The organism is Massilia sp. METH4 (assembly GCF_037094685.1).
Taxonomy (GTDB): Bacteria; Pseudomonadota; Gammaproteobacteria; order Burkholderiales; family Burkholderiaceae_D; genus Rugamonas.
In genome coordinates, this window is sequence record NZ_CP146614.1 from 5,545,081 (window position 1) to 5,565,483 (window position 20,403).

The 20,403-nt window shown below is 67.9% G+C and carries 17 protein-coding genes; 9 read left to right on the forward strand and 8 right to left on the reverse strand.

The features are described from left to right. Positions 1-230 precede the first annotated feature (230 nt). The 3 genes from V6Z91_RS24395 (at position 231) to V6Z91_RS24405 (ending at position 3,871) form a co-directional block, all read left to right on the forward strand. Positions 231-689, forward strand: a complete 459-nt coding sequence (locus tag V6Z91_RS24395) for a hypothetical protein (RefSeq protein WP_338762347.1) — start codon at positions 231-233, stop codon at positions 687-689. Further along, positions 682-2,469: a glycoside hydrolase family 2 TIM barrel-domain containing protein gene (locus V6Z91_RS24400; protein ID WP_338762349.1), complete on the forward strand. Its 1,788-nt coding sequence runs from the start codon at positions 682-684 to the stop codon at positions 2,467-2,469. The genes V6Z91_RS24395 and V6Z91_RS24400 overlap by 8 nt, the downstream gene beginning before the upstream one ends. Before the next feature lie 106 nt (positions 2,470-2,575). Beyond that, entirely contained in the window at positions 2,576-3,871 is a 1,296-nt protein-coding gene (locus tag V6Z91_RS24405; RefSeq protein ID WP_338762352.1) for a glycosyltransferase, read from the forward strand. A gap of 167 nt (positions 3,872-4,038) precedes the next feature. Here V6Z91_RS24405 and V6Z91_RS24410 read toward each other — a convergent pair whose 3' ends face one another. Both V6Z91_RS24410 and V6Z91_RS24415 read right to left on the reverse strand, forming a co-directional pair. Then, positions 4,039-4,959 (reverse strand): NAD(P)/FAD-dependent oxidoreductase, encoded by a 921-nt coding sequence (locus V6Z91_RS24410; protein ID WP_338762355.1) that lies wholly within the window; start codon positions 4,957-4,959, stop codon positions 4,039-4,041. Next, positions 4,956-5,759: a hypothetical protein gene (locus tag V6Z91_RS24415; RefSeq protein ID WP_338762358.1), complete on the reverse strand. Its 804-nt coding sequence runs from the start codon at positions 5,757-5,759 to the stop codon at positions 4,956-4,958. The genes V6Z91_RS24410 and V6Z91_RS24415 overlap by 4 nt, the downstream gene beginning before the upstream one ends. A 296-nt stretch (positions 5,760-6,055) precedes the next feature. Here V6Z91_RS24415 and V6Z91_RS24420 point away from each other — a divergent pair, with 296 nt between their 5' ends. Continuing rightward, complete coding sequence (locus V6Z91_RS24420; protein ID WP_338762361.1) at positions 6,056-7,090, forward strand: alpha/beta hydrolase; 1,035 nt, start codon at positions 6,056-6,058, stop codon at positions 7,088-7,090. A gap of 18 nt (positions 7,091-7,108) precedes the next feature. Here the strand turns inward: V6Z91_RS24420 and V6Z91_RS24425 are convergent, their stop codons facing one another. Beyond that, positions 7,109-8,257: a DNA topoisomerase IB gene (locus V6Z91_RS24425; RefSeq protein ID WP_338762364.1), complete on the reverse strand. Its 1,149-nt coding sequence runs from the start codon at positions 8,255-8,257 to the stop codon at positions 7,109-7,111. 168 nt (positions 8,258-8,425) lie between these two features. Between V6Z91_RS24425 and V6Z91_RS24430 the strand changes: the two genes are divergently transcribed. After that, entirely contained in the window at positions 8,426-9,172 is a 747-nt protein-coding gene (locus V6Z91_RS24430; protein WP_338762365.1) for a DUF481 domain-containing protein, read from the forward strand. A gap of 126 nt (positions 9,173-9,298) precedes the next feature. Here V6Z91_RS24430 and V6Z91_RS24435 read toward each other — a convergent pair whose 3' ends face one another. The 4 genes from V6Z91_RS24435 to V6Z91_RS24450 are packed head-to-tail and all read right to left on the reverse strand — an operon-like array spanning position 9,299 to position 13,477. Further along, complete coding sequence (locus V6Z91_RS24435) at positions 9,299-9,601, reverse strand: hypothetical protein (RefSeq protein WP_338762367.1); 303 nt, start codon at positions 9,599-9,601, stop codon at positions 9,299-9,301. A 2-nt stretch (positions 9,602-9,603) separates the two neighbouring features. Then, complete coding sequence (locus V6Z91_RS24440; protein WP_338762369.1) at positions 9,604-12,123, reverse strand: cbb3-type cytochrome c oxidase subunit I; 2,520 nt, start codon at positions 12,121-12,123, stop codon at positions 9,604-9,606. Further along, a complete protein-coding gene (locus V6Z91_RS24445; protein ID WP_338762371.1) occupies positions 12,120-13,082 on the reverse strand; it encodes a c-type cytochrome in 963 nt (320 codons plus the stop codon). The genes V6Z91_RS24440 and V6Z91_RS24445 overlap by 4 nt, the downstream gene beginning before the upstream one ends. 5 nt (positions 13,083-13,087) lie before the next feature. Next, positions 13,088-13,477 (reverse strand): c-type cytochrome, encoded by a 390-nt coding sequence (locus tag V6Z91_RS24450; protein WP_338762374.1) that lies wholly within the window; start codon positions 13,475-13,477, stop codon positions 13,088-13,090. Positions 13,478-13,572: 95 nt separating this feature from the next. Here V6Z91_RS24450 and V6Z91_RS24455 point away from each other — a divergent pair, with 95 nt between their 5' ends. Both V6Z91_RS24455 and V6Z91_RS24460 read left to right on the forward strand, forming a co-directional pair. After that, positions 13,573-14,424 carry a c-type cytochrome gene (locus tag V6Z91_RS24455; RefSeq protein WP_338762377.1) on the forward strand — a complete coding sequence of 284 codons (852 nt, stop codon included), beginning with the start codon at positions 13,573-13,575 and terminating at the stop codon, positions 14,422-14,424. A gap of 3 nt (positions 14,425-14,427) precedes the next feature. After that, positions 14,428-15,525 carry an AI-2E family transporter gene (locus V6Z91_RS24460; protein ID WP_338762379.1) on the forward strand — a complete coding sequence of 366 codons (1,098 nt, stop codon included), beginning with the start codon at positions 14,428-14,430 and terminating at the stop codon, positions 15,523-15,525. A gap of 222 nt (positions 15,526-15,747) precedes the next feature. Here V6Z91_RS24460 and msbA read toward each other — a convergent pair whose 3' ends face one another. Continuing rightward, on the reverse strand, positions 15,748-17,571 hold the full coding sequence (msbA, locus tag V6Z91_RS24465; RefSeq protein ID WP_338762381.1) for a lipid A export permease/ATP-binding protein MsbA: 1,824 nt from the start codon (positions 17,569-17,571) through the stop codon (positions 15,748-15,750). 364 nt (positions 17,572-17,935) lie between these two features. Here msbA and V6Z91_RS24470 point away from each other — a divergent pair, with 364 nt between their 5' ends. Together V6Z91_RS24470 and V6Z91_RS24475 are read left to right on the forward strand one after the other, a co-directional pair. After that, positions 17,936-18,967, forward strand: coding sequence for a choice-of-anchor J domain-containing protein (locus V6Z91_RS24470; RefSeq protein ID WP_338762384.1), 1,032 nt, complete (start codon positions 17,936-17,938; stop codon positions 18,965-18,967). Next, positions 18,954-20,402, forward strand: a complete 1,449-nt coding sequence (locus V6Z91_RS24475; RefSeq protein ID WP_338762386.1) for a PA domain-containing protein — start codon at positions 18,954-18,956, stop codon at positions 20,400-20,402. Before V6Z91_RS24470 ends, V6Z91_RS24475 begins: the two co-directional genes overlap by 14 nt. Position 20,403 lies beyond the last annotated feature (1 nt).

Consider the following 20,403-nt stretch of genomic DNA (forward strand, 5'->3'; position numbering starts at 1 on the left):
CGGGCTTGCCCCGGAGAGTGACCAGAAGTTACGAACTGCTGAGTCGGAAATTTCGTTTATTGCCGCGCGGAATTGCGTTATAACGAGGTCAATACTTGATAGGATTACCACTCGAGATCCACGAGAACGAAGACCTGTCACATGACCACACCGGACGATCGCCGCCAAGAAACTTGCCGCTGGAACGCCGTTCCCGTGGGCGGTGCGTCCACCGCCTTGCGGGAGGCAGCATGAGCCTGCCGGCGTCGTCCCACTACCCCACCGATCCACGCCCGCCCGAGGCATTCTTCCGTGCCGCCGAGGCCCTGCCCGTGCCCCTGCGGGAGCGCGCGTGCCACGTGATCACCGAAAACAACCGCGTACTGGAAGCCTGCGGCGACATCGACGCCGCCCGCTTCGGCGCGCCCATGAACGATTCCCACGCCAGCCTGCGCGACGACCACGAAGTGTCGATCCCGGCGCTGGATGAATTGACCGAACTGCTGCGCAAGGACCCCGCCGAAGCCGGCGCCCGCCTGACGGGCGCCGGCTTCGGCGGGGCCTGCGTGGCGCTGTGCCGCACCGGCACGGCCGCTGCCGCGGGACGGCGCGCTGTCACCAGGGTCAACGCGGCCGGCGCCGCCGCGACGCTGCTCATTCCCGCATCCACCCCGCCACAAGACCATAAGAAAAGAGGATCCGATGAGTGACTTCGAATATCCGCGACCCCAGCTCGTACGGGACAACTGGCAGAACCTGAACGGTACCTGGCAGTTCGCGTACGACGACGAGCGGCGTTACTGCCGCCCCGACCAGGGCATCGAGTGGACGCACCAGATCCAGGTGCCGTACGCTCCCGAGACGAAACTGTCCGGCATCCACGACACCGGCTTCCATACCGTGGTCTGGTACCGCCTGGAATTCGACATGAAGAACCGCGGCGAGCGCACGATCCTGCATTTCGGCGCGGTCGACTACGAAGCCAGGGTATGGGTCAACGACCGCCTGGTGTGCACGCACCAGGGTGGCCACACATCGTTCTACGCGGACATCACCGACGCCCTCGTCGAAGGCGAGCGCCAGGTGATCGTGCTGCGCGCCGAGGACGATCCGCATGACCTGGCCAAGCCGCGCGGCAAGCAGGACTGGCAGCTGGAGCCGCACTCGATCTGGTATCCGCGCACCACCGGTATCTGGCAGACCGTCTGGCTCGAGCAGGTGCCCGCCACCTACCTCAAGCAGGTGAAATGGACGCCGCACTTCGACGGTTTCGAGATCGGCTGCGACATCCAGGCCGCCGGCGACCGCCGCGAGAAGCTGACGGTGGAAGTGAAGCTGTGGCACGGCGACGTGCTGCTGGCCGACGACGAATACAAGCTGATGGGTCAGGAAGCGCATCGCAAGATCGCCATTTCCGACCCCGGCATCGACGATTCGCGCAACGAATTGCTGTGGAGCCCGGAACGGCCCACGCTGCTGGACGTGGAACTCACCCTGCGGTGCGACGGGATCGAGCTGGAAACGGTACGATCATACACAGCACTGCGTTCGGTGGCGATCAACCGGGACCGGTTCATGCTGAATGGCCGCCCCTACCCGCTGCGCCTGGTGCTCGACCAGGGCTACTGGCCCGACAGCGGCATTACCGCTCCCAACGACGAGGCTTTGAAGCGCGACGTGGAGCTGGCCAAGCTGATGGGCTTCAACGGCGTGCGCAAGCACCAGAAGATCGAGGATCCGCGCTATCTTTACTGGGCGGACAAGCTCGGGCTGATGGTGTGGGAAGAAATGCCGTCCGCGTACTCGTTCAGCCCGAAGTCGATGACGCGCCTGATCAAGGAATGGCAGGAAGCGATCGAGCGCGATTACAGCCACCCATGCGTGATCGTCTGGGTGCCGTTCAACGAGTCGTGGGGTGTGCCGAATCTGACGTCGATGCAGGCGCACCGGAACGCCGTGGAAGCGCTGTATCACATGACGCGGATGATGGACTCGACGCGGCCCGTGATCGGCAACGATGGATGGGAAGCCTCCGCAACCGACATCCTCGGCATCCACGATTACGACAGTGACCCGCAGCGCCTGAAGGCGCGCTACGAGGTCAGCGACCCGGCCCGCACGCTGTTCGATCAGCGGCGCCCCGGCGGCCGCATCCTGACGCTGGATGGGTTCCCGCACCGCGGGCAGCCGATCGTGTTGACGGAGTTCGGCGGCATCGCCTTCGACACGTCCGCGCCGGAGATCGACACGTGGGGTTACTCACGGGCCACGACGGCCGAGTCCTTCTACGAGCACTACACGGCTCTGCTGAAGGTCGTGAACGAGACTCAAATGTTTTCCGGCTTCTGCTACACGCAGTTCGCCGACACGTACCAGGAAGCGAACGGCCTGCTGAACGCGGACCGCACGCCGAAGATTCCGTTCGAGAAGATCAGCGCGGCGACGCGCAGTGTCCAACTCGTTGCGCAGGATCCGCCTGAACCAGTTTGAATTATGCGGCCCCGTCCCCGCCGGGACGGGCGAGCAGCAAGCGCCGCATTGAAGCTTTGTACTTACGACTCACAATTAACGACCCGTTACGGGCAAGGGAGAAACCATGTCGACCATTATCGTGTTCTGCCATCTGCGTTGGGACTTCGTGTTTCAGCGTCCCCAGCACCTGCTGACCCGCCTGGCCAAACATTACAAGATCGTGCTGGTGGAAGAGCCGATTCACCACCAGGGTGAGAGTTTCATGAAGACCTGGCAGCCCGCCCCCAACATCACCGTGTGCCAGCCGCACACGCCGGTGCAGCAGCATGGCTTCCACGACGACCAGATTCCCCTGGTGCAGCCGATGGTCGCCAAGCTGGTGCCGGAAGGCGAGGATCCGATCGTGTGGTTCTACACGCCGATGGCCCTGCCGCTGCTGCCGCAGCTGCACGCCAGCCTCGTCGTGTACGACTGCATGGATGAACTGTCGGCGTTCAAGAACCCGCCGCGCCAGCTGCTGCAGCGCGAAACCGCCCTGCTCAATATCGCCGACCTCGTGTTCACCGGCGGCCCGAGCCTGTACGAGGCGAAGAAGAACCGTCATTCGAACGCTCACTGCTTCTCCAGCTCGGTCGACGCGCAGCACTTCGCGCACGCCTTGCAGCGCGAGGACAGCCACCCGGACCAGGCCCATATCCCGCATCCGCGCCTGGGCTTCTACGGCGTGATCGACGAGCGCTTCGATACCGAACTGACGGCCAAGATCGCCGATGCCAATCCCGACTGGCAGATCGTGCTCGTGGGCCCGGTGGTCAAGATCGACCCGGCACACCTGCCGCAGCGCCCGAACATCCATTACATGGGCCAGCGCGGCTACGACGACCTGCCGAAATTCCTGGCCGGCTGGGATGTCTGCCTGATGCCGTTCGCCATCAACGAGGCCACGAAGTTCATCAGCCCGACCAAGGTGCTCGAATACATGGCCGCCGAACTGCCGATCGTCTCGACGCCGATCCGCGACGTGGAACAGCCCTACTCGCACGTGGTGGCGATCGGCCACACGGCCGAGGAATTCGTCGCCCACGTGGAAGCAGCGCTGGCCCAGGACGAGGCGCAGACCGCCGAGATGGTGCGCAAGATGCGCGACGTGGTCGCCAAGACCTCGTGGGAAAACACGGCCGCTCGCATGCGCGACCTGATCGAGTCCACCACGCCGGCCCGCAAGTTCGAACGGCTGACGGCTTCGCAGATGTCATACGACGCGACGCCACCGACCGCGCCCAACGTGAACCCGCTGCGCACGACCGCCATCACGGCGAGCGCGCCGAAGGTGGGAAGCGTGATTGGCGGCGCCGCCGCCTACCAGGTGGCGCCCGCGGTCGCCGCGGCAGCGGCCCAGCCGGCTGCGAAGGCAGAGTAAGTGGGAGCGGGAACCGTTCGCGGTTCCGTGCGGTGAAACGGCGGCCGAGGCCGCCGTTTTTTTTCAGGCTCGCATGAGAGAACCGGTGTCGCACACCTTTTTTTCCCTGAAAAAAAGGTGTGCGACACCAATGTTCACATGCCAACTACCGGGTTTGTCCGCTCAGATCACGAGCGCTTCCTGAACTGCCACGGCAACGCATTATGAATCGCGGTCGCCGCCACGGCCGCCTGCCCGATCGCCACGCTGATCTGGTTCAGGCCCAGCACCACGTCGCCGATCGCATACAGGCCGGGCACCGTCGTGCGCTGGTGGTCGTCCACGATCAGCTTGTCGCACTCTCCGCATTTGGCGCCCAGCCCCTGCGCCAGGCCCGAGCGCGCCTTTTCTCCCAGCATCGGGTAGAACACGTCGAAGCAGTGGTCTTCGCCGTCCTCGGTGTGCAGCACCGGTTCCATGGCGTTCGTCAGCGTGACCCCTTTCAATGGCGAGCCCACGTAGCGCACGCCGGCAATGCGCAGCTTTTCCGCTTCCTCGTCCGTCAGCGGATTGTCCGCTTCGCGCTCGAACAGGGTGACGTCGCAGGAAAACGTGCGCATGAACAGCGCATGGCCGGTGCGGTTGTGCGGCTGCGAGGCGACGGCGACCCGTTTGTCGAGGATGTCGTAGCCATCGCACACCGGGCACAGGCGCACCGCCCCGGCGGCCACGGCATCGACCCATCCCTCCACGGGCAGGCCGGCATCGGCGACTCCGGTGGCGAGCAGCACGACGGGCGTACGAATTTCCCCGCCCTCGTGGCGGGCAACGAAGACGTCGTCCTCCTTGTCCAGCGCCGTGATCTCGAGGTCGTCCACCGCGCCGCCATAGCACTCGAGCTGCGCGCGCAGGCGTCCGAGCAGTTCCCGGCCGGGCACCCCGCCGGGGAAGCCCGGGTAGTTGTGGCTGATCGGAATCAGCGACAGCCGGCTGTGACCCTTGTCGGCCACCATGACGTCGCGCCGGAAGCGGCGCAGGTAGACGGCGGCCGTCAGCCCGCCGGGCCCGCCGCCGATCACCAGGACTTCGCAGGCGCGTGAACCGCTCACCGGGTCGTGCCGCTGGTGGTCGCGGTACCCGACGTGCCGGTACCGCTGGCGCCGGAAGTGCCGGAAGTGCCGGAAGTGCCGGTCGCGGTGCCGCTCGTGCCGGTGGTCGTGCCGCTCGTGCCGCTCGTGCCGGTGGTCGTGCCGCTGGTGCCGGTCGCGGTACCGCTCGTGCCGCTCGTCGTGCCGCTGCGGCCGGTGCCAGTCGCGCTCGTGCCCAGGCCCGTGCCGGACGTCATGCCGCTGCCCGTGGCACCGCTGGCGGACGCGCCTGACGTGGTCCCGCCGGCCTGCGAGCCCGCGGCGCCGCGCGTGGTGGCGGAACGGTTCGTGCCGGCCGGCGCGGCGCTGTTATAGGTGCCGGTCGTGCCGGTGGCGGAGCCCGTTGCGCCCACGCCGGTACCGAGGGTGCCGGGCGCGCCGGTCGTCGCCGCCGACGAGCCGTTGGTCCCCTGCGATTGCGTGGCACCGCTGGTCGCGTTGTTCATCGTACCCAGCGGCGTGGTGACGCCGGGCGTGCCGACCGTACCGGTCGCGGGCGCCACCGTCCCGTTGACAGGCGCGGGGGCCATCGCCCGGTTCGCGCCCGTTGTGGCGCCCGTTGTGGCGCCCGCGGTACCGCGATTCGCGCCCGGGTTGATACCCGTATTCACGCCGGTATTGACGCCCGTGTTAACGCCCGTGTTCACCTGCCCGCCCGCAGCCGGGGCGGCCGGCGTGGTGACGGTCTGCGCGGTCGCGGCCGTGGCTGCCAGCATTGCCGCTGCCACGAGGGCGCCGTGCATCATCCGATTCCTCTTCATGCTGTTCTCCTTTCATGACTGGTCCGCCGATTGTGTCACGCGAGCGCGTGCGGGACCGTAGGAGTACGCCGCACGGGCGGGTCGGAACCGTCCTTGCCCATTCGCGGCACGCAGCTTGGCGGGGTCACCTTACGAAGCGGCACCACAGGATGAGTTCATGGTCTTCTCCTTTGTGAGATACCGAACGCACAATGTTACGCGCCCCGGCCGGCCGCGCCGCCACGGTGAGGTGCCGCACGCACCGCTCGTGGCGGCATGTGCGAACCTCGGGCCAACACAACAACGGGGGGATACCGATGAAGTTGCACAGTGTGTCACTGGCCTGCGCCAGCCTGATCGCCACCACCGCCGCCCTGGCCATCGACAGTGCCGAACCGCCGAAAGCCGAGCCGCGCATGCAGCGGGTGCTCGATGCCCTGGCGGCGCTGGACGGCAAGCCGATCGAGACGCTCGGCGTCGCCGAGGCCCGCAGGCAACCCACGGCGGCCGACGCGGTCGCGCGGCTGGCCAAGGATGAGGAAATTGCCGTGCCGAAGGACGGCGTGACGGTGAAGGAAGTGAAGGTGCCCGGCGCCCAGGGCGCCATCCCCGCCTTCGTCTATACGCCACCCGGCAAGGGACCGTTCCCCGTTGTCGTGTACTTCCATGGCGGCGGCTTCGTGCTTGCCGATACGAAGACCTATGAAGCGTCGATCCGGGCGCTCGCCGCCGGCGCGGGCGCGGTGGTCGTCTCGCCGGACTACCGCCGGGCGCCCGAGCACCGGTTCCCGGCGGCGCCGGAGGATGCGTTCGCCACCTACCGCTGGGTGCTGGAACATGCCGGCGAACTGCAAGGCGACGCGGAGCGCGTGGCCGTGGCCGGCGAAAGCGCCGGCGGCAACCTGGCCGCGGTGGTCGCCCTGATGGCGCGCGACAAGGACGTGCCGGCGCCCGTGCACCAGCTGTTGCTCTACCCGGTCGTCAACAATGACACGAACACGCCTTCGTACCAGCGCAATGCCAACGCAAAGCCGCTGAACAAGGCGATGATGCAGTGGTTCTTCCAGCACTACGGCGGCGCCGCGCAGAACCCGTACGCCCTGCCTGCAAAGGCGCAAACCTTGCAGGGCTTGCCGTCAGCCACGGTGATCACGGCCGAGATCGATCCGCTGGCCAGCGAGGGCGAGGCCTATGCCGAGCGCCTGAAGAAGGATGGCGTGAAGGTCGACTACCGGCAGTTCGACGGCGTGACGCACGAATTCTTCGGCATGGGCGCCGTGGTGCCGAAAGCCGTCGATGCCCGCAAGTTCGCCGTCGAAGGCTTGAAACGCGCGTTCGCCGCGGCCGAGTGATGCCGACGCGGGCGCCGCTCAGGCCGCGGCCGCCAGCACCCGCGCACCCTTGCCCGCGGGCCCGCGCCGCCCCTTGCCCTTCGGCGCCCGCACCGCCTGCTCGGCCTTGGCCAGCCGTTCCTGCAGCAGGGCCAGCACGGCCGCCTCTTCGGGCTGCAGCGCATGCAGGTCCTTCGTGAACTCTTCCTCGGCACGGGCGCGCAGCGCGGCCAGCTCGGCGCCGTCCATGTACGCGTCCAGCACTGCCGGGTGCACGTAGCACTTGCGGCACACCGATGGTGTATTGCCCAGCTTCTTGGCGACCGACTCGATCGCCCGTACCACGTTTTTCTTGGCCTGCGTCTCGGAATCGAATTTCTCGAACTCCTGCAGCGCCAGCGCCGCGAGCACGGTGCCCGACCAGGTACGGAAATCCTTCGCCGTGTAATCCTCGCCCGTGATCGTGCGCAGGTACTCGTTCACGTCGGCCGAGCCGATCGCATGGGTGGTGCCGTCGTCGTCCACGTACTGGAACAGTTCCTGGCCCGGCAGGTCGCGCATGCGCTCGATGATGCGCGCCAGCCGGCGGTCTTCCACCTTCACGTCGTGAAATACGCCGCTCTTGCCCCGGAAGCGGAATTCCACCTCGCGGCCATCCACGCGCACGTGGCGGTTGCGCAATGTCGTCAAACCGAACGACTTGTTTTCCTTGGCATATTCCTCGTTCCCGATGCGCATCATCGTATGCTCGAGCAGGAAGACGATCGTGGCCAGCACCTTCTCGCGCGGCAACCCGGGCAGTTTCAGGGCCGCCTCCACCGCCGCGCGGATGCCGGGCAGGGCCTGGCCGAAGGCGATCATGCGCTCGTACTTCACCTCGTCGCGCACGCTGCGCCAGCGCGCGTGGTAGCGGTATTGCTTGCGCCCGCGCGCATCGCGACCGGTGGCCTGCAGGTGTCCATTCGGCTGCGGGCAGATCCACACATCGGTCCATGCCGGCGGAATCGCCAGCGCCTTGATGCGGGCCAGCGTTGCCTCGTCGTCGACCGGAGCGCCGGCCGCGTCGACATAGCGGAAACCGCCGTCGGCAGCGATGCGGGCCAGGCCGGGCTTGCTGTCGCTGACATAGCGCAGCCCCGCCGCGCGCGCCGCCTGCGGGGGATCGGTAACGAGTTCTTCGGGTTTCATCACGGCTCCTCAAGGAGTGGCCAGTGTCGCAGCCTCGCCTGGCGCGTTCCGTACGGTGGGCAACATCCATGGCATTAATACAATTGCACATGTCGAGCCCCGCCGCGATGTGGGGTACAATGCGGGTCCACCGCTTATCGACCCACCCTATCGAGCCACAGACAGCCAATGACATTACGCTCTGTACTCATCCTTGCGATGGCCTTCGGGCATGGCGCAGCGTTCGGCGCCGATACGATTGAAGAACGCACCTGGAACACATCCGCCGAACTGGGCGCGATCACCACCTCCGGCAATACCAACGGTACCTCCGTCACCGGCAAGATCGACGCCCGGCAGGAGCTGGAAGACTGGAGCAACCAGTACGTCCTGTCCGGCTTCTTCAAGGAAGACCAGGCCCAGACGAACGACGGCAACAAGAAATACGTGCGCTCGGCCGAGCGCTTCGCCCTGTCCGCCCGCGCCGCCTACAAGCTGATGGATGAAGGCGAACGCCTGTTCGTGCTGGGCTCGCACGTGGATGACCGCTTCGGCGCCTACTCGCGCTACTCGTCATTATCGGTGGGCCGCGCCAAGCGCGTGCTCCAGGCGCCGGACAAGATCGTCGAGGTCGAGCTGGGCCCGGGCTACTTCTCCGGCGTGCGCGCGACCGGCGAGGAAGAGAACGGCCCGACGCTGCGCGGCGCCGCCAACATGCGCTGGCAGATCAGCGACGGCGCCCTGTTCACGCAGACGCTGGCCGTGGAGCGCGGCACCTCGAATACGCACTCCGTGGCCGAAACGGCACTGTCGACCAAGATCAACGGCACGATGCAGATGAAGGCGGCGTTCAGCGCGCGCAACGATTCGAATGTGCCGGTCGAGAAGAAGAATACGGATACGCAGACGTCGCTGACGCTGGTGTATTCGTTCTAAAGCGCCGGCTCGTCGAGCGAAACCCAAGTGCAAAGGCCGGGGTCGGACACAACGGGTCCGACCCCGGCCTTTGCACTTGGGTTAGTGCATCCGCCGCCGACGCGCGACAAAACGAAGGCTGGTCTGCTACGCGCACGCCCCGAACACCACCAGCGGCAAGCCACCCCAGACGATGGCGATGAACGCCAGCACCGCTCCCCACCGCCGCGCCACGCCGAGCAGGCCACCCTGGGCCCCATTGCCGTGGCATGCCGTCCACGCAAGCCAGCCGGCCAACACCGACGCCACGACCGTCGCGCCCAGCAGCACGGCCCACGTCCACGGGCGGCAGCCGGCCGCCGCGACCAGGTAGCAAAAGAAGAAATGCGCCGCCCACAGCACCAGTGGCGCGCTGCCCTGCCACGATCTGCTCCAGAAGCGGTCGCCCATGTTCACCCCATCATCCGCGGCCAGACATGCACCGCCAGCGCCATGACGGCGCCTTGCGCCACCGTGTAGTACCAGATCAACGCCGTGTTATCGAGCGTGCCGCGGCTGCGCGGCGTCAGGTGCCGGCACCATGAGCGGGCGATCACGTAGAGGCCGCTGGCCAGGCACAGCAGCACGTGCATCCCCTGGTAAGCCACCATGGCGGCCACCGCCGCGCTCCACGCGTGCGCCCTGGGATTCAGGCCGCTGGCCAGCTGGCCCGCCAGCTCCATGCCGAAGCCGCCCGCCGCCAGCACCATGGCCGCGCCGAACAGCCAGCGCAGGGGGCGCTGGGCACGCTCCAACGGCAGGCGTCGGGCCAGGGCCACCAGCCCGCCGCCGGCGGCAGGCAGGATGACGGCGAGCAGCGGCAGCCATCCGTCGGGCAGCCGCGCGCCGGGCGGCGGGCAAACGTCCAGCCGCATCGACACGTGCACGTAGGTGAACAGGAAGGACAGGAACACGCCCGCGTCGACGACCAGCATGATGATGGTGGCCCACCACGAGTGGCTGGCCGTGCCGGTCGCGCCCACCGGCAGCGCCACCGCATCGCCCACCGCCGCCGTGCGGCATGGCGCCGGGCGATCCTGCTCCCACAGCCACGCAAGCAGCGTGACGATGGCCAGCACGCCGCAGGCCCATGCGATCATCGTCTGCTTGGCGGTCAGCAGCAGGAAGAAGCCCGCCGTGCCCGCCGCCGACAGGAACGGCATCCAGCCGTCCGTCGGCAGCACGAGCAGATAGCGCAGCCGCGCGCTGACCGGCGTGGTGACGATCGTTTCGCGCTTGCCCGTCGCGCTGCCCGGCAACCAGTGGCCGCCCTCCTCCACCTCGCGCATCAGCGCCGGGTTGGTCCACAGCGGGTCGGCCGAATCGACCTGCGGGATACTGCGGGTGGCATAGCATTCGGACGGCAGCCATTCCAGCGTGCCGGCGTTCCAGGGGTTGCCGGGGTCCTTCTCCGGCTTCGTCAGCGCGCGCGCCATGGCGGCGAAGAACAGCACGACGCCGGCGGCGAACACGAAGGCGCCCAGCGTCGACACGAGGTTCAGCGTTTCCCAGCCCAGGCCGGAAGGATACGTGTACACGCGGCGCGGCATGCCGAGCAGGCCGCTGACATGCATGGGGAAGAACGCGACGTTGAAGCCGCCGAACATCAGGCCGAACGACCAGCGCGCCACCCGCGCCGACACGGCGTGGCCGTTGACGAGCGGCTGCCAGTAGCACAGGGCGGCGAACAGCGGGAACACCATGCCGCCGATCAGCACGTAATGGAAATGCGCCACGATGAAATAGCTGTCGTGGACCTGCCAGTCGTACGGCACCACGGCGACCATGACGCCCGTCAGCCCGCCCAGCACGAAGATGAACAGGAACCCCAGGATGAACAGGGCGGGCGGCGTGATCTTCAGCCTCCCCCTTTCCGATGTGCCTTTCCACAGTGTGCCGATCCAGGCGAATACCTGGATCGCCGTCGGCACGGCCACGGCCATGCTGGCGGCCGACGCGAAGCCCGCTTCCAGGTGCCCCAGGCCGGTGGTGAACATATGGTGCGCCCACAGCCCGAAGCTGAAGAAACCCACCGCCACCATCGCCGCGATGACGGCGCGGCGGCCCACCAGCGCCGTGCCGGCGATCGTGGGGATCATGGTCGACACCATGCCGGCCGCCGGCAGGAAGATGATGTAGACCTCCGGGTGGCCGAAGAACCAGAACAGGTGCTGCCACAGGATCGGGTCGCCGCCCCGCTCGGCGATGAAGAACGGCCAGTCCCAGGCACGCTCCAGCTCGAGCAGCGCGGTGCCGGCAATGACGGCCGGGAAGGCGAACACGATCATCATACCCACCACCAGCATCGCCCAGGCGTAGACCGGCATGCGCGCCAGCGTCATGCCCGGCGCCCGCGTGAACAGGATGCCGACGATCAGCTCGATCGCGCCGGCGATGGCGGAAATCTCGATGAAGCCGATCCCCAGCAGCCAGAAATCGGCATTCAGGCCCGGCGAATACGCCTTGCCGGTCAGCGGCGGGTACATGAACCAGCCGCCATCGGGCGCCAGGCCCACGAACAGCGTGCAGAAGAATCCCAGCCCGCCGAACGCATAGGCCCAGTAGGCATAGGCGGACAACCGCGGGAATGGCAGGTCGCGCGCGCCCAGCATGCCCGGCAGCAGGTACACGGCCACCGCTTCGACCACGGGAATCGCGAACAGGAACATCATCACCGTGCCATGCATCGTGAAGACCTGGTTATACGTGCCCGGCCCCAGCAGGTCGTTTTCCGGCACCGCCAGCTGCATGCGGATCAACAGCCCCAGCACGCCCGCCAGCACGAAGAACAGCAGCGACGTGCCGATGTACAGCAAGCCGATGGTCGTGTTGTTGACGGAGCTGAGGAGGCGCCAGCCGCGCGGCGTGCGCCACACGTCTTCCAGCCGCTGCAATTCGTCCGGCGGGCGCGGCAGGGAATTGGGCAGCGTCATTTCAGCGACTCCAGCCAGGCGGCCAGCGCGCGCAGCTCGGCGCCTTCCAGTCCCGTCGCGGCCGGCATGCGCACGCCCGGCTTGATCGCGTGCGGGTCGGCGATCCAGCCCGCGAGCGTGCCCTGCCGGGTCGGCAGGGTGCCGGCCGCGAGGTACAGGCGGCTGCCCACGTGCGTGAGGTCCGGGCCGTCCGTTGCCGCTTCGCTGCCCGCTTCGGCCACGCCGCGCACCGTGTGGCAGGCGGCGCACTTGCGGTCCAGGAAAGCCTGGCGGCCGCGCGCGAGCTCGGCGGTGGCCGGCGCGGCGGCCTGGCGCGCCTGCGCGGCCAGCCATGCATCGAACTCGGCCTGCGGCTGGGCCACCACGTGCAGCGCCATCTTCGCGTGCTGCGTGCCGCAGAATTCGGCGCACTGGCCGCGCCAGGTACCGGCGCGATCGGCCAGCAGCGTCAGCCCATGCACCCGCCCCGGCACCATGTCGACCTTGCCGGCCAGCGCGGGCACCCAGAAGGAATGGATCACGTCGCTCGTGGTGAGCGCCAGGTAGACGGGCCGGCCGACCGGCAAGCGGATCTCGTTGGCGAGCACCACGTCGCGCCCGGTGGCCGGATCGGTGTAGCGCACTTCCCACCACCACATCTTCGCCGTGACGGCCACGCGCAGCTCCGTCAGCGACGAGGGGCGCGACAGTGCCCGCGTGCTGGCCAGGCTCCAGGCCAGCAGCGCGGTCAGCACGGCGAGCGGGAACAGCAGGCCGCCGCCGACGATCCAGGCGCGCGTGGGGAGAGTGCGGCGGGCACTCAGCGCGCGCGCCACGAGCACCATCACGCCGGCGAGGATGACGAGGGAGCCGATGGTCATCGTCCAGCCCAGCTGGTCGATGATGGCCGCGTCGGGACCGGCCGGCGCGAGCGCGGATTGCCGCGGCAACGGCGCCGCGCCCATCGCGGTCGTCGCCACCGCGGTCATCGCAAGGTGTACAGGTAAGCCGCCATGTGGCGCGCATCCTCGGGCGATACGCCCAGGTTCGGCATCAGGGTGCCGGGCTTGACGGCGGGCGGATCGACGATCCAGCGCACCAGCGGCTCGGGCAGGTTCGGCAACCGGCCGGCCACGTAGCTTTGCCGGCCGAACGTGTCGAGCGGCGGGCCGGCCGTGCTGCGCGCCGCTTCCACACCGGGAATCGAATGACAGGCGCCGCACTGGAACTGCATCAGCAACTGCTTGCCGCGCGCCGGGTCGCCGGCGGCCACGCGCTGCGCGCGCATCGTTTCGCCATCGCAGCCCGCCATCGGGCCGGCCGCAAAGAGGAGTATCGCCGCCATGGAGAGGTGGGATCGGTTCGATTCGCGCACGCACTGTTCCTGCAGAAACCGGGGGAATCCATATAATAAAGCAAACACATCATGGATTTTTTTCAACGGTGCGCACCCCGCGCCGCGCCCTGACCATGCCATCCAACCGGCTCCGCCTGATCGTCAAGACCGCGCTCGCCACGACCCTGTCGCTGGCGGCCGCCGGCGCGCTGGGCGGCTGGATCGTGCTGGAAGCCGGCTGGTACAACGTGGCCGCCACGCAGCAGCACTTCCAGCCGGTGCACACGCTGCTCGAGCGGGGCATGCGCGAATCGGTGCGCTTCCACGCGCGCGATATCGTGCCGCCGCCATTGGATGACGATGCGCGGATACTGCGCGGCGCCCGCTTGTACGACCAGTTCTGCGTGCAGTGCCACGGCGGGCCCGGCGTGGCGCAGGGGCCGGTCGGCAAGAGCATGCAGCCGGTGCCCGGCCCGTTGGTGGATGCGGCACGCCGCTGGCACCCGCGCGAACTGTACTGGATCACGAAGCACGGCATTCGCATGGCCGGCATGCCGGCCTGGGACTTCCACCTGCGCGAGGACGAGCTGTGGGACCTGGTGGCCTTCCTCGGGCAGTTCCCGACGCAGACGCGCGGCAGCTACCAGGCCTTGCTGCGGACCCCGGCTCCCGCCGCGCCGCCCGCCCCGCCCGACGCTCCCGCGCACGCGGACCCCGAGCGTGGCCGCATGGCGCTGTCCCAGTATGCCTGCCAGTCGTGCCACCGCATTCCGGGCGTGACGGGACCGGACACCTACGTCGGCCCGCCCCTCGCCGGGCTGGCGCAACGCAAGTACGTGGCCGGCATGCTGCCCAACACGGCCGAGAACCTGGCGCGCTGGATCCGCGTGCCGCACGAGATCGACCCGCAGACCACCATGCCCACGCTCGGCGTCACGCCGGCCGATGCGCGCGACATGGCGGCCTACTTATTGACGGAGGAGTAGCGATTGGAACAATACAGGGACCAGCCGGCGACCGATGCCGGGCCATCGAGGGAACGGCGCTTCACGCGCCGCGTGGCGCTCGTCAACGGCATCGGCATCCTCACCGTGCTGGCGCTGGCGGCGATCTGGTATGCCTACGATGCCCTGCTGCTGGTGTTCGCCTGCATCCTGTTCGCGATCCTGCTGTACGAACTGGCAGGCATCGTGCACCGGCGCCTGCACGTCGGCCGCAACGCCGCGCTGGCCCTGGTGGTAACGGCCCTGCTGCTCGTGCTGGGCACCGGCGGCTGGCTGATGGCTCCGCAGATCGGCGAACAGGCCGACAAGCTGGGCGCCGCCGTGCCCGAGGCGCTGCAGCGCCTGCGCGAGGCAATGGAGCAGCAACCGCTCCTCAAGCGCCTGATGGGCAGCGTGCCGTCACCCGAGGAGATGCAGAAGCAGCTCGCGAAACTGGTGCCGAACGCCGGGCTGTTCTTCTCCGGGCTGCTGGGCGCGCTCGGCAACGTCGTCATCATCCTGTTCGTCGGCGTGTATTTCGCCGCCCAGCCGCATGTCTATATCAACGGCCTGATCACGCTCGTCCCGCCCGCCCGGCGCCAGCGCGCCCGCGAGGTGATGGATGAACTGGGCCGCACGCTGTCGCGCTGGCTGCTGGGCAAGGCGGCCTCGATGCTGCTGGTGACGATCCTGTCGGCCGGCGGCCTGGCGCTGCTCGGCGTGCCGCTGGCCCTGATCCTCGGCCTGATCGCGGGCCTGCTCGATTTCATCCCCTACCTCGGCCCGCTGCTGGCCGGCGTGCCGGCCATGTTGATCGCCTTCTCCGACAGCCCCCAGCAAGCGCTGTACGTGGTGCTGCTGTTCGGCGCGATCCAGCTCGCCGAAGGCTACCTGCTGTCGCCGCTCATCGAAAAACGCACGGTGTCGCTGCCGCCCGCGCTGACCATCGTGATGCAGCTGCTGTTCGGCGCCCTGTTCGGCATGGCCGGCGTGGCGCTGGCCACGCCGCTGACCGCCGTGCTGGCGGTGCTGGTGTCGATGCTGTACGTGCAGGATGTGCTGAAGGACCCGGTGCGCACGCCGTCGGAAAAGCACGACGATTGAGGCTTTCGCCCCTGGTGTCGGACATCTTTTCCCGCCAGGGAAAAGGTGTGCGACACCGGTTGTCGCACGAGGCATTCGCGACCTCGAGGGAAAACCGGTGTCGCACACTTTTTCCGGAAAGGCGACCGGAAAAAATGTCCGACACCGAGCCCTTCATCTGCGCTGGTGTCCGACACCGGGCCCTTCACCGGCGCTGGTGTCCGTCACCAGGCCGGTCGTGTACTAATGCGCCAGCTGCTTCTGCGTCTGGTACAGCCGCGCGTACAGGCCGCCCCTGGCCAGCAGCGCGTCGTGCGTGCCTGCCTCGGCGATCGTGCCCGCATTCATGACGACGATCCGGTCGGCGTTCTCGATGGTTGAGAGCCGGTGCGCGATGACGACCGTGGTACGGCCTTCCATCAGGCGTTCCAGCGCAGCCTGCACCTGGCGCTCGGATTCGGTGTCCAGCGCGCTCGTCGCTTCGTCGAGGATCAGGATCGGCGCATCCTTGTACAGCGCGCGGGCGATCGCCAGGCGCTGGCGCTGGCCGCCGGACAGGCGCAGGCCGTTCTCCCCCACCTCGGTGGCATAGCCCTGCGGCTGGCGCACGATGAATTCATGGGCATACGCCGCCTTCGCCGCGGCTTCGATGCGCGCCGGGTCCGGCGCCGGGTCGCCATAGGCGATATTGGCGGCCAGCGTGTCGTTGAACAGCACGACGTCCTGGCTCACCAGCGCGATCTGCCGGCGCAGGTCGGCCAGCCGGTAGTCGCGCAGGTCGACGCCGTCGAGCAGGATCCGCCCGCCCGTCACGTCGTAGAAGCGCGGCAGCAGGCTGGCCAGCGTCGTCTTGCCGCTGCCCGACCCGCCCACCAGCGCGACCGTCTCGCCGGCCGGGATATCGAGCGACACATCGGCCAGCGCCGGCGCCGCCTCGGCGTCGCCAGCGTGGTACTTGAAGCTCACGGCGGCCAGTTCGATGTGGCCGGCGGCCCGCGCCAGCGGCCGGGTGCCGTCGTCCATCTCGGCCGGCGCGTCGATCAGGCCGAACACGGACTTCGCCGCGGCCAGGCCGCGCTGCAGCGGTTCGTTGATCTTGGTGAGATTCTTGATCGGCGACTGCATTGCCAGCAGCGCCCCCATGAACGACACGAAGTCGCCCGCCGTGAGCGCATTGGCCTGCGCACGCAGCATGGCGAAATAGATGACGGACGACAACGTGGCGCCGATCAGCATCATGATGATGCCCGAGTTCATGGCCGCGGTGGCGGCGTGCTTGACGGCCAGCTGGCGGTTCAGTTTCACGACCTCGTCGAAGCGGCGCTGTTCATAGCGCTGGCCGCCGAAGATCTTCACGACGCGCTGGCCGCCGATGCTCTCGTCGAGCACGCGGGTCAGTTCGCCCATCGCCTGCTGCGCGCTTTCCGACAGCCGCCGCATGCGCCGGCCGGCGAAGGTGACGACGGCCGCCACCAGCGGCAGCAGGCCAAGGCAGAAGATCGCCAGCTGCCAGTCGTGGATGAACAGCGAGATCAGGTATCCGACGGTGGCGACGGAATCGCGCACGGCCACGTTCACGACATTCAGGCCGGCCTGCGATACCTGGTTGGCGTCGTACGTCACGCGCGACAGCGTGGTACCCGTCGAGGACTGGTCGAAGTAACCGTTCGGCAGGCGCAGGATGCGGGCGAACATCTTCTCGCGCAGGTCGGCCTGCACCCGGTTGCTGAGCCACGCCGAGCCGTAGTCGCCGGCGAAACTGCTCACCATGCGCAGGAAGGCCAGCGCCAGGATGATCGCGGGAATGGCCCACAACCCGGCCTGCTCGGTCGTCAGCGGCAGCAGGTGGTTGATCCAGCCCCGCACGGTCGCCAGCACGCCGCTGCCCGCTGCCGCCGCCTGCGACGTGCCTTGTGCGCCCAGCGCGTCGACCACGTTCTGTAACTGGGCAATGAGCAGCACGTCGGTCAGCGATGCCACGCCGACCGCCAGCAGGGTCGCGATCAGGGCGCCGGTGTAGGGAGTGAACTGCGACAGCAGGCGGGAATACAGTTGGCGGCTCGACACGTGACGGCAGGGCGAAGGATAAAGGCAGCATTGTACCCGCGATCGATGCCCCTGCGAAATGCAGCCGGCCGCTGCCGGTGCAGCGACTTTATTCGGCACCCGCCGCCACGCACATCATGGCCGCGCGGTCAAGCGAGCATCGCCGGCCGTTCGGGCGCGGTTCACGGCACTGCCCGCAAACCCGCATGAATGCTCGGGGTTGCGCTCTTTCAATACTGACACCGTTGCGATTTCGATACGAATCAAGAAAACGTCTCAAATTGTAATCGCCCACTGCGCAACTCGACAGTTGTTAGTCCTATACTCAGGTTGCAATTTGCAAAACATTTTGCACCTTCTTCCACAAGTCAATGAAAGTGAATCAATGAAAACCTTCCTCACTCTCTTTGCATCAGCGGCGCTGACACTATCGGCGGCCGCCCATGCGGAAACCCCGCCGACGTCCCTGACCGAAGGGTTCGACGACATCTCGTCGCTGAGCGGCTGGGAACTGTCGCCCGGCACGGGCTGGTTCCAGGGCAATCCCGGCATCTTCGGCGCCCAGTCCGGCGCCGCATCGTCGTACATCGCCTCCAACTTCGATGTGGCGGGCGGCTACACGGTCGACAGCTGGCTGATCACGCCAGAATTCACGCTGACGGGGCAAACCCGCCTGTCGTTCTACACGCGCGACAGCGGCGAGGAAGGTTTCACCGATACGCTGCACGTACTGTTCGGCTCCGGCGCCGGCACCGACACGTCGGAATTCACGGACCAGCTGGTCACCGTTACCGGCGTGTCGTATCCGGACGGCTGGACCCGCTATACGGCGGACTTCACGGCCACCGGCACCGGCCGCATCGCCTTCCACTATCTGGGCGGGTATGCAACGGCAAGCTATATCGGCATCGACAGCGTGGCGATCTCCGCCGTTCCTGAACCGTCGACGTGGCTGATGCTGGGCCTGGGCCTGGGCGCCGTCGGCTACATGGCCCGCCGCAGCCGGCGCGCCGCCGCGGGTGCCGGCCTGGCACTGGCCGCCATGGGCATGTCGCAGGGCGCGATGGCCCACGAGACCGCCCAGCCGGTGCAGAAAGACCAGGGCCTGGTCGTCGTGCGCGATGCCGAGACCGGCGTGCTGCGCGCTCCCACCGCCGAGGAATACCGCAAGCTCGTGCCGGCCGCCGTGAAGCAGAAGAGCTTCGCCCGCGGCGTGACCGCGGCACCGCAAGTGAAGGTGGCCAAGAACGGCGCCAAGTCCATGAGCGTGGCGGACAAGGCCGTGTATTCGGTCGTGACCCGCAATGCCGACGGCACCGTCACCGAAGCCTGCGTCACCGGCGAGGATGCCGCGAACGCCCTGGTCAACAACACGCGCGTCGCGCAAGCAAAGGAACCACGTTATGAAGCGCAATGAGATGAAGCACAGCGTGAAACGGATCGCCGCCGTCCTGGCCGTTGCATTCGGCACCGGGTTTGGCACGGCCGGCGCCGCGCAGGCGGCCGAAATCGTCATCGTCAATGGCAACGCGCCGGGCGTGGGCTTCAACGACCCGACGCCGGCCGAACCGGTCGGCGGCAACACCGGCAAGACGCTGGGCGAACAACGCCTGATCGCGTTTACGTACGCCGCCAACCTGTGGGGCGCGAAGCTGGAGAGCCCCCAGCCGATCCGCATCCAGGCCAGTTTCGAACCGCTGAACTGCACGGCGAACAGCGCCACGCTGGGCTCGGCCGGCACTCTGGAAGTGTTCTCCGACTTCCCGGGCGCGCCGAAGGCCGACACGTGGTACCCGACCGCGCTGGCCAACAAGCTGTCCGGCGTCGACCAGAGCCCCGACGTGCCCGATATCCGCGCGCGCTTCAACTCGCGCCTCGGCCTGGCCGACGACTGCCTGCCCGGCTCCCCGTTCTACCTGGGCCTGGACGGCAACCACGGCAGCGCCACCGACTTCGTCGCCGTGCTCCTGCACGAGATGGGCCACGGCCTGGGCTTCCAGAGCTTCACGGACGAGGAAACCGGCGAATACCTGGCCGGTGTGCCGGCGATCTGGGACCATTTCATGACGGATAACCGTACCGAGCGGAAGTGGACCCAGCTGTCCGAGGAAGAGCGCGTGGCGAATGCCGTCAGCGGCGACGGGCTGTCGTGGGATGGCCCGCACGTGAACGCCGCCGTGCCCGACGTGCTGGGCCCGCGCGGCGTGGTCACGATCAGCGGCCCGGCCGCCGGCGGCGCGGCAGGCGAACTGGCGTTCGGCGAAGCGAGCTTCGGTCCGCGCATCACCGAGGCCGGCGTGACCGGCCAGGTCTTGCCGGTCGTCGAGAACCGCGCCACGAACACCGGCCTGGCCTGCGCGCCGCTGACGGGCGCCAACGCCAAGGCCGTGCGGGGCAATATCGCCCTGGTCGACCGCGGTACCTGCAGCTTCGTCATCAAGGCCGCGAACGTGCAGGCGGCGGGCGCGATCGCGATGATCGTGGCCGACAACCAGCCGGGCGACCCGGCCGGCATGAGCGGCGACAATCCGGATATCACGATCCCGTCGGTACGCATCAGCCAGGCCGCGGGCGACGCGCTGAAGGCCGCGCTGGCGCGCCGCAGCCGCACCAGCTCCGGCGTGATCGCCAAGCTGGGCGCCGACCCGAGCCGGCTGGCTGGCACCGACGACCGCAACCGCATCCTGATGTACACGCCGACCACGTTCCAGCCGGGCTCCTCGGTCTCGCACTACACGACCGCCGCCTCGCCGAACCAGCTGATGGAACCGTCGATCAACGGCGACCTGACGCACGAACTGGAACCGCCGAAGGACCTGACGCTGCCGCTGCTGAAGGATCTCGGCTGGTAAG